Origin of the sequence: Flavobacterium panacagri, from assembly GCF_030378165.1 — a bacterium.
Classification (GTDB): Bacteria; Bacteroidota; Bacteroidia; order Flavobacteriales; family Flavobacteriaceae; genus Flavobacterium; species Flavobacterium panacagri.
This window is the reverse complement of record NZ_CP119766.1, coordinates 574,628-589,981: the sequence shown is the minus strand read 5'-3', so window position 1 is coordinate 589,981 and position 15,354 is coordinate 574,628. Positions and strand designations below refer to the sequence as shown.

Annotated in this window: 16 protein-coding genes; 13 read left to right on the top strand and 3 right to left on the bottom strand. The window is 32.9% G+C overall.

All coding sequences use genetic code 11. The features are described from left to right. Positions 1–64 precede the first annotated feature (64 nt). The 6 genes from P2W65_RS02795 (at position 65) to P2W65_RS02770 (ending at position 4,116) form a co-directional block, all read left to right on the top strand. On the top strand, positions 65–658 hold the full coding sequence (locus tag P2W65_RS02795) for a HupE/UreJ family protein (RefSeq protein WP_289663412.1): 594 nt from the start codon (positions 65–67) through the stop codon (positions 656–658). A 5-nt stretch (positions 659–663) separates the two neighbouring features. Continuing rightward, positions 664–1,095, top strand: a complete 432-nt coding sequence (locus P2W65_RS02790; protein WP_179001765.1) for a deoxycytidylate deaminase — start codon at positions 664–666, stop codon at positions 1,093–1,095. Continuing rightward, positions 1,096–2,673 carry a S41 family peptidase gene (locus P2W65_RS02785; protein ID WP_289663411.1) on the top strand — a complete coding sequence of 526 codons (1,578 nt, stop codon included), beginning with the start codon at positions 1,096–1,098 and terminating at the stop codon, positions 2,671–2,673. A 15-nt stretch (positions 2,674–2,688) separates the two neighbouring features. Then, a complete protein-coding gene (locus P2W65_RS02780; RefSeq protein WP_289663410.1) occupies positions 2,689–3,054 on the top strand; it encodes a nuclear transport factor 2 family protein in 366 nt (121 codons plus the stop codon). 89 nt (positions 3,055–3,143) lie between these two features. Continuing rightward, positions 3,144–3,461: a hypothetical protein gene (locus P2W65_RS02775; RefSeq protein WP_179001759.1), complete on the top strand. Its 318-nt coding sequence runs from the start codon at positions 3,144–3,146 to the stop codon at positions 3,459–3,461. Between the two features lie 37 nt (positions 3,462–3,498). After that, positions 3,499–4,116, top strand: a complete 618-nt coding sequence (locus P2W65_RS02770; protein WP_289663409.1) for a hypothetical protein — start codon at positions 3,499–3,501, stop codon at positions 4,114–4,116. 2 nt (positions 4,117–4,118) lie between these two features. Here P2W65_RS02770 and P2W65_RS02765 read toward each other — a convergent pair whose 3' ends face one another. The 3 genes from P2W65_RS02765 to P2W65_RS02755 form a co-directional block, all read right to left on the bottom strand. Further along, a complete protein-coding gene (locus tag P2W65_RS02765) occupies positions 4,119–4,724 on the bottom strand; it encodes an FAD-dependent oxidoreductase (RefSeq protein ID WP_289666152.1) in 606 nt (201 codons plus the stop codon). 1 nt (position 4,725) lies between these two features. After that, on the bottom strand, positions 4,726–4,929 hold the full coding sequence (locus P2W65_RS02760) for a hypothetical protein (RefSeq protein WP_132987565.1): 204 nt from the start codon (positions 4,927–4,929) through the stop codon (positions 4,726–4,728). 109 nt (positions 4,930–5,038) lie between these two features. After that, the gene (locus tag P2W65_RS02755) at positions 5,039–5,617 is read right to left on the bottom strand and encodes a MarC family protein (RefSeq protein ID WP_091494800.1); all 579 of its coding nucleotides are present in this window, start codon (positions 5,615–5,617) and stop codon (positions 5,039–5,041) included. A gap of 320 nt (positions 5,618–5,937) precedes the next feature. On the opposite strand from P2W65_RS02755, the gene P2W65_RS02750 reads away from it, so the two are divergent. The 7 genes from P2W65_RS02750 (at position 5,938) to P2W65_RS02720 (ending at position 15,247) form a co-directional block, all read left to right on the top strand. Then, positions 5,938–6,507: a DUF3109 family protein gene (locus tag P2W65_RS02750; RefSeq protein WP_091494802.1), complete on the top strand. Its 570-nt coding sequence runs from the start codon at positions 5,938–5,940 to the stop codon at positions 6,505–6,507. Between the two features lie 335 nt (positions 6,508–6,842). Beyond that, entirely contained in the window at positions 6,843–7,820 is a 978-nt protein-coding gene (locus P2W65_RS02745) for a ribonucleotide-diphosphate reductase subunit beta (RefSeq protein WP_179001755.1), read from the top strand. A 263-nt stretch (positions 7,821–8,083) separates the two neighbouring features. Continuing rightward, complete coding sequence (locus P2W65_RS02740) at positions 8,084–10,477, top strand: ribonucleoside-diphosphate reductase subunit alpha (RefSeq protein WP_179001753.1); 2,394 nt, start codon at positions 8,084–8,086, stop codon at positions 10,475–10,477. Positions 10,478–10,709: 232 nt separating this feature from the next. After that, the gene (locus P2W65_RS02735) at positions 10,710–11,369 is read left to right on the top strand and encodes a hypothetical protein (RefSeq protein ID WP_289663408.1); all 660 of its coding nucleotides are present in this window, start codon (positions 10,710–10,712) and stop codon (positions 11,367–11,369) included. Between the two features lie 62 nt (positions 11,370–11,431). Continuing rightward, entirely contained in the window at positions 11,432–12,487 is a 1,056-nt protein-coding gene (locus P2W65_RS02730; protein WP_289663407.1) for a helix-turn-helix domain-containing protein, read from the top strand. Between the two features lie 186 nt (positions 12,488–12,673). Next, positions 12,674–14,071: a DUF1800 domain-containing protein gene (locus tag P2W65_RS02725; RefSeq protein WP_289663406.1), complete on the top strand. Its 1,398-nt coding sequence runs from the start codon at positions 12,674–12,676 to the stop codon at positions 14,069–14,071. A 12-nt stretch (positions 14,072–14,083) separates the two neighbouring features. Then, complete coding sequence (locus P2W65_RS02720; RefSeq protein ID WP_289663405.1) at positions 14,084–15,247, top strand: DUF1501 domain-containing protein; 1,164 nt, start codon at positions 14,084–14,086, stop codon at positions 15,245–15,247. Positions 15,248–15,354: the final 107 nt, after the last annotated feature.

Below are 15,354 nucleotides of genomic sequence, written 5' to 3'. Positions count from 1 at the left end.
AATCTTTAATTTTGAAAATTAATCGTAAGTTTACAGCCCCTAATTATTTAATTATATTATACCTATGTCACAATTTTGGATTTATTTTCAAATAGGATTAAAACACGTTTTGGATATTCATGCCTACGACCACGTTCTTTTTTTAATCGCCCTAACCGTTCCATATTTATTTAAGGACTGGAAAAGAATTTTTCTATTGGTTTCGTTGTTTACAATTGGACATACATTGGCTTTAATTCTTTCGGTTTACGGCATAATAACTATAAAAGTTAATCTGGTCGAGTTCTTAATTCCTATTACGATTTTAATAACGGCTCTGTATCATTTATTTACAGCTGGAAAGACTTCAAAAAATGATAGTGTAAATCTGGTATTTTTTATAACTTTATTCTTTGGTATTATTCATGGTTTAGGTTTTTCTAATTATTTCAAAACAATTTTAGGAGGATCTGCAACATCAAAATTATTACCTTTGGGAGAGTTTGCCTTAGGGATCGAAGCTGCACAGCTCGTAGTGGTTTTTGTGGTTTTAATAATATCATATATAGTGCAAACCGTTTTTCGTTTTTCAAAACGCGACTGGGCACTGGTAATGTCGGCTTTTGTTATTGGAGTTGTAATTCCAATGATTATCGAAAGTCCGATTTGGAACAGATAAAATAAATGGAAGTAAAAAAATTGAATAAATACGATAAAGCGTATCTTCGAATTGCAAGAGAGTGGAGTCAGCTTTCTTATTGTAAAAGAAAACAAGTTGGTGCTATTATCGTAAAAGACCGAATGATTATTTCTGACGGTTACAACGGAACGCCATCCGGATTTGAAAATTGCTGTGAAGATGAAGAAGGCTTAACACGCTGGGATGTTTTACATGCCGAAGCAAATGCCATCCTGAAAGTAGCAAGATCAACACAATCTTGTGAAGGGGCAACATTATATATTACGCTTTCGCCTTGCAAAGAATGCAGTAAATTAATACATCAGTCGGGGATAAAAAGAGTGGTTTATAAAGATGGATATCGCGATGATTCTGGAATTCAATTTTTAATAAAAGCAGGGGTAGAAGTACAGCATATTCCTGACTTAGAAGAGTAAATGAAATTTAATTCGAAATATTTACCTATAATAATCGGAGCGACCTTTGCTCTGGGAACGGTTGTTGGAAGCCTTATGAATGCTCCAGCCGATGAGCAGTTTTTGGCTAAAAATTACTCTAAAACCAAACTCAACAAACTGATTGATTTTATCAATAACGAATACGTTGACAGTATCAATACAGACTCTATTGTTAATCTTACTGTAGATAATATTCTTTCCAAATTAGATCCGCATTCGGTTTATATTCCGCCAAGCGAACAGGCTGAGGTTGCAGAAAGCATGAAAGGGGATTTCGTTGGAATCGGAATCAATTTTTATATGTATAAAGATTCGGTTGCCATTATAAAACCAATTGAAAACGGCCCTTCAGCGAAAGCGGGACTAAAATCGGGTGACCGAATTTTATATGCCGGAAAAACTAAATTGTATGGCCGAAAACTGCCTTCAGATAGTTTGTTTTCGAAATTGAAAGGTTTGCAGGGATCTGAAATTGAATTAACAGTTTTTAGAAAATCGGAACAAAAGAAACTGAAGTTCAAAGTAAAAAGAGATGTTATTCCAATCAAAAGCGTCGATGCTTCTTTGTTAATTGGGAATAATATCGGTTACATCAAAATAAATCGTTTTGCCGAAACTACTTTTAATGAATTCAAAACAGGCTTAACGAGATTAAAACAAAAAGGAATTCAGTCGCTTGTAATTGATCTTCGCGATAATGGAGGCGGTTATATGGAAGAAGCAATTGCAATTGCAGATGAATTTTTAAAAGACAAACAATTGATTGTTTTTACAAAAAGTAAAAATGGTTCTATCGATAAAACATTTGCTACAAAAGCGGGAAGTTTTGAAACTGGAAAAGTGTATGTTTTAATTAATGAAAACAGTGCTTCTGCGAGTGAAATTTTGGCCGGAGCAATTCAGGATAATGATCGCGGTACAATAGTAGGAAGACGTTCTTTTGGAAAAGGTTTAGTTCAAAGAGAAATGGATTTTAACGACGGCTCTGCTGTTCGTTTGACTGTAGCACGTTATTACACACCAACAGGAAGATCAATTCAAAAGCCTTATAAAAAAGGGAATGAAGATTATTTTAAAGAATCTGAATCCAGAATTACAACGGGAGAATTGTATGCTAAAGATAGTATAAAAGTAGCCGATTCCTTAAAATTCAAAACACCAAAAGGTAAAATCGTTTATGGTGGCGGCGGAATTGTTCCTGATGTTTTTGTTCCGATGGAAGCAGAACACGGAAATGAAAATGTAGGCTATTTATTGCAGACAGGAATTGTCGGGCATTTTGTTTTTGAAGAATTGGACAAAGATAGAAATGCTTTTGCAGGAGATAATTTCAATACGTTTTTAGCTAAAATGAAGCATTCAGATGTGTACTTTAAAAAGTTTAAAAACTACATTTTGTTGACTGGTTTAGATTTAAAACTAGACAAGACCAAAGCATTAGTAAATCGCTATATTACGGCTGAATTTGCACGACAATTGTTTGGAGAATTGTACTATTATGATGTGATCTTAAAAGATGATGCCATGATTAAAACCATTCTCAATCCGAAGAAATAAAATCAATTTTATATCATGAAAATAGAAGCCGTTATTAATGCAGAAATAGAACTTCTGACTGCAGTTAAGAGTTCGGATGTTTTGGTTTTGGAAAAAATGCTGCACGATGATTTATTATTCAATCTTCCAGACGGACAAACGATAACTAAAGAATTTGATTTGAATTCGTATCGCTCAGGTAAAATGAAAATTGATTCTTTGGAAGCTTCGGATCAAATTATTAATATCATTGATGATTCGGCTGTAGTTGCTGTTACCATTTCATTAAAAGGAACTTACGAAACAACTCCAATAAAGGGTGTTTTCAAATATATTAGAGTCTGGAAACAATTTGAAAATAATCTAAAAGTTATTGCGGGAAGCTGTATTCAGCTGGCATGAATCTTGGAAAAGAAAATAATATAAACTTAAAATAAAACTTAGCGAACCTAGCATAAACCCTTGCGAACTTCGCGGTTAAACTAAAATATATGAAAAATCTAAAAAGAATAACTTTACTAGCAGTTATAATGGCTTTCGTAATCTCTTGCAACACTATGAAAAATGATTCCAATGCTCCAATTTCAGGAAAAGTAGAATCTATAGAAGGAGGAAAAGACGGTTACACCGCAAAAATTACAACAGATACTAAAGAAGTATATTTCGCCACAATCAGTATTGTAAATGTTGGCGGGCCTCAAAACTATAAACAATTAAAAATTGGAGATGTAGTTGCTGTAAAAGGAGAAAAATGGAAAACCGATGACGAAAACCATATTAAAGTAACAGAAATTGTTTCTGTTAAGTAGTAGTTGAAACTCATTAAAAGAAACTAATCAATATTAAATGAATAAGCTTCTGATAGTTTTGATTTTTTTAACTTTTGGATGTTCTTCAAATCAACAAGATATTAGAAGTGTTGAGTTGATATGTTACAATTGGGATTTAAAGTATCCTACAGAATCTTTTAAAGGGGAATTTTACATTCAGCCAAAATTATATTCCATTCTAAATTTAGACGGAGATAATCAAAGTTATGTGTGTGAATTCTCTCCTAATAAAAATGAAGTTTATTTTCATTCGAAGATTGATTCGAAATTATTAAATGATTTATTGAAGTTTTTGCCTGAAATAGACGAAAATAAAGCTCTTGTGCACTCTTATAAGCAAGATGGCTGTATGGAAAGCTCTCCAATGTTTAGGTTAAAAGTTGTTTATTTTAACAACGAAGAAAAATATTATCAGTATTATTTTAAAAAAAGCAATAATATAGATTCGGCTATAAAGAAATTGTACGTTACTTTAAAAGTAAATCAGGTTGAGGGAAAATATGAAAAGATGAGAGACACTCTCTCTTTTGCTAAAAAAAAGAAAGCGATAATAGCTTTTTCAATGCATACTGATACATTATTAATGCCTTTACCTCCATTACCAAAATATAATAAAGTGCAATTCAAAAAATAGATTTATCGAATGCTATCATGAGCGTGAGTCTGTACGCCGTTATTCCATAAAGTAAGAATATCTGTTGCGACTGCAGCGCCACTTCCGGCAGCAATTGCCAGCTGACTTCTCCAACCTGCTAAAGTGCCGATAACGTAAATACCGTCAGCAACTTTATGATCTTCATTTTTTAACTGAATACGCTGTTTTTCAGGAAGTGCTTTTTTATGAGGTTCAATATATTGCATTAAGCCTTCAATGTCAAAAGTATTGGCAGAACCAATTCCCACAACGATATTTTTTGTTTGGTAGGAGTTTTTATTAGTAGTGACAGTAAATTCAGGATAAGTTCCTTCTACTTTAATTGCTTTTTCATTTGGAATCTGTTCAATATGAGGATAAGTCGAGGCTAGATCCTGCGTGCTTTCTGTAAGTAATTCAGAGCCTAATTTGCCCGGTGTAATGCCGTAAGCATTATAAAAAATTGCTTCTTGCAGAGAAGAAGTTTTTTGATGCGTAAAAATTCCGATTTTTTTATCGGTCACAAAAGCTTTATTTTTTGCAGATCCTAAGACAAGGGCACAAGATATTCCCGATACGCCACCGCCAATAATTAAAACATCAAACATATTATCTGTTTTCATTCATTTTCTCCTCGATTCTTTTTGAGATTCTAAAAATCAAAAGAATCAAAACGGCGCAAAATGAAGCGGCTATTCCAATAAAAGCTACCATACTATCTCCTTGAAAAGGGTTTTTAAAGTCTAATAACGTAATATTAAAAACGATTAAAGCCAATGCTAAAAGCACTAAGATTGAAGTAAAAATTTTCATAAGATTATTTCTGTTTGGTCTAAAATAATAAAGTAAAACTTTAAGGTTTAAAAAATGTCTTAAAGTTGTATTTTAGAAATTTTATGGGGTAAAAGTATAAAAATAAATTTTAGACAAACAAACCTTTAACATTAGCGGCGAATAATTTAACAGCAATTGCTAAAAGTATCACGCCAAATGTCTTGCGAACCACTCCAAGTCCATTTTCTCCCAGTAAATTTTCGATTTTCTTAGAAGACTTCAAAACAATGTAAACCAATATGATATTGAGTAAAATGGCAATGATAATATTAATAGTATGAAACTGAGAACGAAGCGACAATAAAGTAGTCATAGTTCCTGCTCCTGCAATTAATGGAAAAGCCAATGGCACAATAGAAGCAGAACCTGGTTCTTCGTCTCTATAAATTCGAATTCCTAAAATCATTTCCAAAGCAAGAAAAAACAATACAAAAGATCCTGCAACGGCAAATGAATGGACATCAATACCGATGAGGTTCAGTAAACCTTCCCCAACAAAAAGAAAAACAATCATAATAGCTCCGGCAACAATAGAAGCTTTTTCAGATTCTATATGGCCTACTTTAGCTCTTAAATTCACAATAATTGGGATGGAACCTACAATATCAATTACGGCAAAAAGTACCATACTAACAGTAATGATTTCTTTGAAGTCGATTTCTAACATATCATTTTGATTTTAAGCGTTTAAAAACTGCTGCAAAAGTAAATAATAAAGTTAGGTGTTTTTTCTCTAAGATGTATTTTTGTTATAAAAACACGTTTTATATATTAAAAAAGTGATATTTATAACAATAACTGGTTTAACCGCAAAAATCCGCAAAGAATTACGCAAGGTTCGCAAGGATAAAAAAACTAATAATACTTTGCTCCCGATAGCTATCGGGATTGCGTAAACCCTTGCGAACTTTGCGGTTAAATTTTAAGAAAGAATATCTGCTTTCTTTGACTATCTTTGCGCTTTATAAATTAGAGTATTTTAATATCATGTTTCAGTTAGGAAAAACGATTATTTCAGAAGATATTCTGGAGAAAGAATTTGTGTGCAACTTGTCTGCTTGTAAAGGAGCTTGTTGTGTTGATGGAGATGCGGGCGCGCCTTTGAATGAGGCTGAAACGAAAATCTTAGAAGAAATCTACCCAAAAGTAAAACCTTTTTTACGAAAAGAAGGAATCGAAGCGATCGAAGCACAGGGAACGTGGGTTAAAGGAACCGATGGAGATCTTGAAACACCGCTTATCGATAATAAAGATTGCGCCTATGTAATTTTTGATGGAAAAACGGCACTTTGTGGTATTGAGCAGGCTTATAACCAAGGAATCGTAAGCTGGAAAAAACCAGTTTCTTGTCATTTATACCCAATTCGTGTAAAGGACTTCACAGAATTTGCAGCAGTTAATTATGACAAATGGGATATTTGTGATGATGCTTGTTCTTTAGGAAAGGAATTGGAAGTTCCTGTTTACAAATTTGTCAAAGAAGCGTTGATTCGTCGTTTTGGCGAGGATTGGTATATGGAACTGGAAAAAGTAGCCGAAGAGCTTAAAAATTCATAAAAATACCTATCCGTTATATAGTCTTTTTGACTACATATTTTTAACTCAAAAAAATAAACTTTTAACTCAAAAAATCTTTTTTGAAAACTATTAAAAATTACTTGCATTTTATATTTAAAAGTCTATATTTTACGGCTGTTTCCGAAGATTTATGAGTTTTAAATATCTCATTTACAAATAATTAATTATTGTCTGAAAAATATCGCAATTTTTAGCGTTGTTAAAAACTACAGCAGATTGTGAATAAGTTTGCCTTTCATTTTTCCCGTTAATTGACAATCTTTGTACTGCTTGTTTAAGCGCAAAATTCAATACAAAAATTAACAGAATCTGTCATGTCACAAATCGAACCAATATTACAAGAAAATAAAAACCGCTTCGTTATTTTTCCGATTAAACATCATGATATTTGGGAATGGTACAAAAAGATGGAAGCAAGTTTTTGGACTGCCGAAGAAATTGACTTGCACCAAGATTTGACAGACTGGAATAACAAATTAAATGATGATGAAAGATATTTCATCAAACATATTTTGGCATTCTTCGCAGCTTCTGATGGAATCGTAAATGAAAACTTGGCTGAGAACTTTGTAAATGAAGTTCAATATGCCGAAGCGAAGTTTTTCTACGGATTTCAAATCATGATGGAGAATATTCATAGTGAGACGTATTCTTTATTGATTGATACTTACGTTAAAGATGAAGCTGAAAAAACAGAATTGTTTAATGCTTTGGAAGTATTCCCTGCAATTGCTAAAAAAGGAGAATGGGCTTTAAAATGGATCGAGTCTGATTCGTTTGCTGAAAGACTTATTGCTTTTGCTGCTGTTGAAGGAATCTTTTTCTCAGGTGCTTTCTGTTCTATTTATTGGTTGAAAAAACGTGGTTTAATGCCAGGTTTGACTTTCTCTAATGAGTTGATTTCTCGTGACGAAGGTGTACATTGTGATTTTGCAGTTCACTTGCACAATCATCATTTGGTAAACAAAGTGCCAAAAGAAAGAATTAAAGAAATTATTGTTGATGCATTGGATATCGAAAGACAGTTTGTAACTGAGTCTCTTCCAGTAAGTTTAATTGGTATGAATGCTGGTTTAATGACACAGTATTTAGAGTTTGTTGCTGATAGACTTTTGGTTGAATTAGGATGTGAGCGTGTTTACGGATCAGCCAATCCATTTGATTTCATGGACATGATTTCGCTTCAAGGAAAAACTAATTTCTTTGAAAAACGTGTTGCGGAGTATCAAAAGTCAGGTGTCATGAACAATGACAGTGATGCTCAGAAAATTTCATTTGATGCAGATTTTTAGACAACAAAAATACTTTTAGTGTCTATCTTCTAGAGATACTAAAAAAAGATTACAGATTATTTTTTAAGGTTGAGCCTCTTTCCCCAAGTCGCAGGTTCAATAGCAATTTTTGACGTATTTAAATTCGATTTTCGAATTTGAAACAAGTAACTATTGAGAATTTGGTAATTCTCTAAAATTAATTTAAAAACACGCAATGTTTAAGTGCTGGAGTTCGTTCTCTATGTACTTTCATTTTTTCAATAACTATAAAAGGTAAGCTTATGTATGTAGTAAAAAGAGATGGCCATAGAGAGCCCGTAATGTTTGATAAGATTACAGAAAGAATCAAAAAATTGTGCTACGGCTTGAATGAGCTTGTAGATCCGGTAAAGGTAGCGATGAGAGTTATCGAAGGATTGTATGACGGAGTTTCGACTTCTGAATTGGATAATCTTGCGGCAGAAACTGCAGCATCTATGACTATTGCTCATCCGGATTATGCACAATTGGCAGCTCGTATAGCAATCTCAAATTTACATTCTAATACAAAAAAATCTTTCTCAGAAACGATGAAAGATATGTATCACTACGTTAATCCAAGAAATGGCCAAGATGCGCCGTTAATTGCTGATGATGTATACAAAGTGATTCAGGAAAATGCTGCTTTTTTAGATTCTCATATCATTTATACAAGAGATTTTAATTACGATTACTTTGGTTTCAAAACTTTAGAGCGTTCTTATCTTCTTAAAATAAACGGAAAAATCGTAGAACGTCCGCAGCACATGTTAATGCGTGTTTCTGTTGGTATTCACTTAGACGATTTAAAATCGGTTATTGAGACTTACGATTTAATGTCTAAAAAGTTCTTTACGCATGCAACGCCAACGTTGTTCAATGCAGGAACTCCAAAACCACAGATGTCTTCTTGTTTCCTTTTGGCAATGCAAGATGATAGTATTGATGGTATTTACGATACATTAAAACAAACAGCAAAAATCTCGCAATCAGCAGGAGGAATCGGACTTTCTATTCATAACGTTCGTGCGACTGGATCTTACATTCGTGGTACAAACGGAACTTCAAACGGAATTGTTCCAATGTTAAGAGTGTTCAACGATACGGCTCGTTACGTAGATCAAGGTGGTGGAAAACGTAAAGGTAGTTTTGCGATTTACATCGAAACTTGGCATGCTGATATCTTTGATTTCTTGGATTTGAAGAAAAATACAGGAAAAGAAGAAATGCGTGCGAGAGATTTATTCTTCGCAATGTGGACTTCAGATTTATTCATGAAACGTGTTCAGGAAGATTCAACGTGGACTTTGATGTGTCCTAACGAGTGTCCAGGATTATATGATGTTTACGGAGATGAATTCGAAGCATTGTATACAGATTACGAATTCAGAGGAAAAGGAAGAAAAACAATCCGCGCTCGTGAATTATGGGAGAAAATCCTAGAATCACAAATCGAGACTGGAACGCCATATATGTTGTATAAAGATGCAGCAAACCGTAAATCAAACCACAAGAATTTAGGAACAATTCGTTCTTCTAACTTGTGTACAGAGATTATGGAGTTTACATCTAAAGATGAAATTGCAGTTTGTAACTTAGCTTCAATCTCTTTACCAATGTTCATTGATAACGGAGAATTCGATCACCAGGCACTTTACAATGTTACAAAACGTGTAACGCGTAACTTGAATAAAGTAATCGACAGAAACTATTACCCAGTAAAAGAAGCTGAAAACTCAAACATGCGCCACCGTCCAGTTGGTTTAGGTGTGCAAGGTTTAGCTGATGCTTTCATCATGTTGCGTATGCCGTTTACAAGTGATGAAGCTAAAAAATTAAACCAAGAGATTTTCGAAACATTATACTTCGCTGCTGTAACCGCTTCTATGGAAATGGCAAAAGAAGAAGGGCCATATTCAACTTTCGAAGGTTCGCCAATGTCACAAGGAGAATTCCAATACAATATGTGGGGAATGAAAGATGAAGAATTATCAGGACGTTGGGACTGGGCTTCATTAAGAAAAGAAGTGGTAGAACACGGAGTTCGTAACTCATTGTTAGTAGCACCAATGCCAACTGCATCGACTTCTCAAATCTTAGGAAACAACGAAGCTTTCGAACCATATACATCAAACATTTACACACGTCGTGTATTGTCTGGAGAATTCATCGTAGTAAACAAACATTTACTAGAAGACTTAGTAAAACTAGGTTTATGGAACGAAGATTTGAAACAAGAAATTATGCGTCATAACGGATCTGTTCAAAATATTGATAAGATTCCGCAAGACTTAAAAGATCTTTACAAAACAGTTTGGGAAATGTCGATGAAAGATATTATCGATATGTCTCGTCAAAGAGGATATTTTATTGACCAGTCTCAATCGTTGAACTTGTTCATGCAGGATGCCAACTATTCTAAACTAACGTCAATGCACTTTTATGCTTGGCAGTCTGGTTTAAAAACAGGAATGTATTACCTAAGAACAAAAGCGGCTGTAGATGCGATTAAATTCACATTAAACAATGATAAAAAAGAAGAAACAGCTCCTTCTTTAGTTGCAGAAACTGAAGCTATCAGTGTTGAGGATTACAAAGCGATGCTTTTAAAAGCACAAGCGGCAGATCCTGAGGATTGTGAAATGTGTGGAAGTTAATTTTGTTAAAAATCAGAATAAAAAAAGGGAGTTTGTCTTCCTTTTTTTATGAGTTTTATGTAAAAATAAATTTATATTAAACTTATAATAAAATAAAATTTAATCAATTTGCGCAGATTAAAAATATGTCGTATTTTTGGTGAAAATAAAAAAGCTCAACGCGCCAACGTTGAGCTTTTATAAGGTCGTTCTTTGAAATATTTGATGCATTACAAAAAACAGTTAATTTAAAATGTTACGCAAAATTAATTTTTTTCCGGAATATACACAAGGTGTTAAGTCCGAATTTTTAGAAGATTTTTTAGAAAAATCATACGAAGCCATTAGAAATGGAGCTTCGCGCGCTTTAATGCAAATTGTTAAATTTCCTGATGAATACGATTTCAGGAATGCAAAACCAGTTAGAATAAGTAGTTTAGTCAAACGAGAGTTTGTTAGAATGCTTAGTCTAGATGAAGGGTTAAGAAAGAAAATTAGTCGATTTAAAAGTCATGGAGTTGATTATTTTCTTGTTGAAGGTAAATTTTTAGTTTGTCTGAAAAAGATAGATAAAAAAGGGAGGGTAAGTAGTTTTTATTCTAAAAGATTTAAAACTATATTAAATGGAGAGGAAAAAGTTCCTTATTCAAAAGAAATGTTAGAACAACTGGCGGATTTAGGTATTCATAAGCCTTTACCTATAGTTTTTGTTGGTCCGACCTTAGATAGTACAGGTCTAGTTTGTGAGGATGTAAAGTGTGTTAATTATAAAGATGGAGCGATTAATTTTCTAATTAGTCTTAAAGATATCTTTACTCCTAATTTATTTAATCAAGACACATCATCTTCTGAAGATAATAAAGGAGATGATTGGAGTCCTAAGTTAAAAGGAAACAGGAGAGCTGAAAAATAATAGTATTAATTAGTAATGTATCAAATATTTCAATACGATTTTTAACCAAAAAATCTAATGATATGACTTATAACAATGAAACGCTTAAACTTTATAGGGAATATAAAGGTTTAAGTCAAAAAAAGTTTGCTGATTTTTTAGGTGTTTCTCAGACAGTTATTTCAAAAATAGAAAAAGGTCTGAGGCCTCTAGATGAAGATATTGTCAACGATTTATCTCCATTTGTAAATAAAAAATTCTTTTTGCAAAAAATTGAAAATCTTAATCTTAAAATTTATTACAGACAAAGTTCATCTACTGCTAAAAGCACAACAGATTTATTTGAATCTAGATTAACCCTAATTGCAAATCATATTTCTCATTTTTTAGACGAGATTGAAGCTCCTGACAATAAAATTCCAAGTATTGATTTGAATGAGTTTGGATTGAATCCTGAAGCATTAGCTTTAGAAATAAGACAACTTTTCGGTCTAGGGATTTCTCCTATAAATGACATTGTAGAGTTGCTTGAATCAAAAGGGGTTTTTGTCCATTTTTTTGATTATCCTTTTGTTACCCCAGAGAATAAAACTTTAGATGGAGTGAGTTTTTATATTAAAGGAAGTCCAGTTATTTTAATTAATAATAAAATACAGAATGCTAGAAAAGTGTTTACATTGGCTCATGAACTGGGACATCTAATTATGCATTTAAATTTTATTGTTGAAAGTAATCGTGATGAGGAAGCAGAAGCGAATAAATTTGCTTCGGAATTTATAGCGCCCAAAAGAGCACTTAATGGTGAATTTAGCAGATTAACTTTAGAAAAATTATTTATGCTAAAAGCTTATTGGAAAATGTCTGTTGGTGCGTTGTTGTATAAAGCTAAACAAATTGCATTAACTCCAGATCAATATAGAAGATGGGTTACACAACTATCTGCATATAGAAAAAATGAACCACACGATATTGATTTAAGCATTCCAAGAAATTTAAAAAAGTGTTTTACTTTTTTTAGAGATACTTTACATGCGGGTAATAACGAATCTCTTTTCGATGAATTAGGAATAGATAAGCAAATATTTGATGATTTGTATTCTACTTTTACGGAAAAGACGAAATTAAGAATTATTTATTAATAAAAAAGCAACCTTTAACAGGTTGCTTTTTTAATTGGTTGATTTGATAATATCCTCAAAAATTCTCCGTTCTAATTATTACCAAAGACTTTTAAAACTTAGCATCTTAGTAACTAAGTAACTCAGAATCTTCTCTTTTTAAACCTTTTAAAAAGAATCGAGTCTTATTGTAATAATTTCTGAACAATGAAAAAAAGCAGTCTTTGGTCCTTACGATTAGGTTTTTCAGGAAAACAAACTTCAAAAATTGAAAAACTCGGCTTAGAAAAATTTCTAAAGCAATCTTATAATTCAAAATTTGATACAACACTTCCAGACTTTCTGCAAGATCAGCCTAAAACTACTTTAGAGTTGAAACAAGTTCGGGAAATCATCAAAACTTCAGATGCCGAAACCAAAAAGGAAATTCAGAAAAAAGAAAATCAAGCAACTGCCGAATTCAAAAAATGGTGGATTGCTAAAATGCGAAATGATGAATTTCCATTGCGTGAAAATATGGTTTGTTTCTGGCACAATCATTTTGTTTCGACTTCACAAAAAGTGAAAATCAATTACTGGATTTACCAGCACAATATGATTTTGCGCGAAAATGCTTTTGGCAATTTTAAAGAATTAACCAGACAGATTCTGAAATCGAATGCAATGGTTCGATATTTAGACAATGGCGATAACAAAAAAGGGAAAGTCAACGAAAACTTAAGCCGTGAATTACTGGAACTATTCACAATCGGAATTGGAAATTATACAGAAAATGATATTAAAAATGGTGCAAAAGCTTTGGCTGGATTGAATATTGGCGATGAAGGTGCTGTTTACAGAAAAAATATCGAAGACAACAGCGATAAAACTTACTTCGGAAAAACTGGAAACTGGAAAGCAGATGATTTAGTAGATATTATTTTCGAACAAAAAAACATTCCATATCTCATTACAAGAAAAATTCTGAAATGGTTTGTCTATGATAATCCGCCCGAAGATCTGGTAGTGTATTATGGCGATTATTTTCGAAAGCAAAAGTTTGAAATTGAACCTTTATTGACTAAAATCTTTACTGAAGAATTTAAAAAAGAAAATTCTGGAAATAAAATCAAAAATCCACTGGTTTATATTTTACAGCTTTGTGAGGAATTGCAGATACAGAATGTTGATGACGCAGCGATTATGGCATTTGTAAAACAGCAGGGAATGGATTTGTATAATCAGGTTAATGTAAAAGGTTGGGATGGCGGAAATTCCTGGTTGACTTCACAGATTTATCTTCAAAGAAATAATACGGCCGATTTATTGTGCAGTGGTAAAAGCCTAAATAGAAGAGTTTTGAAAACGATGATGAACGGAGTTGAAAAAGAAAAATCGGAATATGAAAAAGTTGCGGTAAAAGTCAATTTTGATTCAGAAGGAAATAACAAAACCATCATTTCTGAATTGTCAGACCGATTATTATTTACTGTCAGCGATTCGGCTCAGAAAGACATGGAGAATCTTTTGAAATACGATTTTGATCCCAAAGATCCACACGCTGATTTTGCCGTGGTCAGACTTTTTAATTACATCACAAAACTTCCGGAATATCAATTAATCTAAAAAGCAGTAATCATGAACAGAAGAAACTTTCTAACATTGACAGGAACTTTCACAGGCGGACTGCTTGTGCTTCCTGAATTTTTACACGCTTTTGGTTCTCAAAACAATTTGGTTGTGGGAGAACAATGTGTCGTTTTTGTTCAGTTGAATGGCGGAAATGATGGTTTAAATACTTTCATTCCGTACGATGATCCGTTATATTATGATTTACGAACGAAGATTGCTTTAAATAAAGATTTAGTTGTTGGAAAGAATAAAGGAATGGCATTTCATCCTTCGTTGAAAGATTTTGCTCAAATGCAGCAAAATGGCGATTTAACCGTAATTCAAAATGTCGGTTATCCAGAACCAATTCGTTCGCATTTTAGAAGTCAGGAAATTTGGCAGACGGCAACCGATTCTAATAAATATATAAACGAAGGCTGGCTTGGAAGATTTTTAGATCTGCAATGCAACGGACATCAGGCAACAGCGGGAATAAATTTAGATTCGATTGATAATTTGGCTTTAAAAGGAGTTGAACCAAATTTTATAACCGTAAAAGATCCGGATCGATTTAAAGTAAAATCAAAAGAAGAAAATGTGACTTTATCTAAAAATCCGCATTTAGATTTTGTTCGAAAAATTGCTAATTCCGTTACAGAAGGTTCAGATGAAATCCAAAAAGCATTAGCAAAATCCAAAACAGAAATCAGTTATCCCAAAACAGAGTTATCGAAAAACCTGGAATGGATTGCACGTTTAATAAAAGGAAACCTAAACTCAAAAGTATATTATACGTCTCTTAACGGATTTGATACACACGATAATCAGCTTTACATTCACGAAAGAAAACTAACCGATTTAAATGATGCTTTATTTAGTTTCTATTCTGATTTAAAAGAAGCTCAATTATTGCAAAATGTTACAGTTGTGGTTTTCTCCGAATTCGGAAGACGAGTAAAAGATAACGGAAATGGAACAGATCACGGAACTGCAGCGCCAATGTTTATAATTGGTGGAAATAACAAAGGCACAATTTTAGGCAAAAATCCAAATCTGGCCGACTTAGATAATGGCGATTTAAAATATGAAATAGATTTCAGAAGTGTGTATGCATCTTTATTAAAAGAAAAAATGAATTTTGATTATGCTAAGATCGGGATTATGAATAAACCGGTTTCAGGATTATTTTAATAGCCACGAATTCACGAATTTTTATTTGAAAATCTGTGTGATTAGATCTAATTTCACAGATATTTGCGCTAATTCGTGAATTCGTGGCGAAAAAAACTTAGTATCTC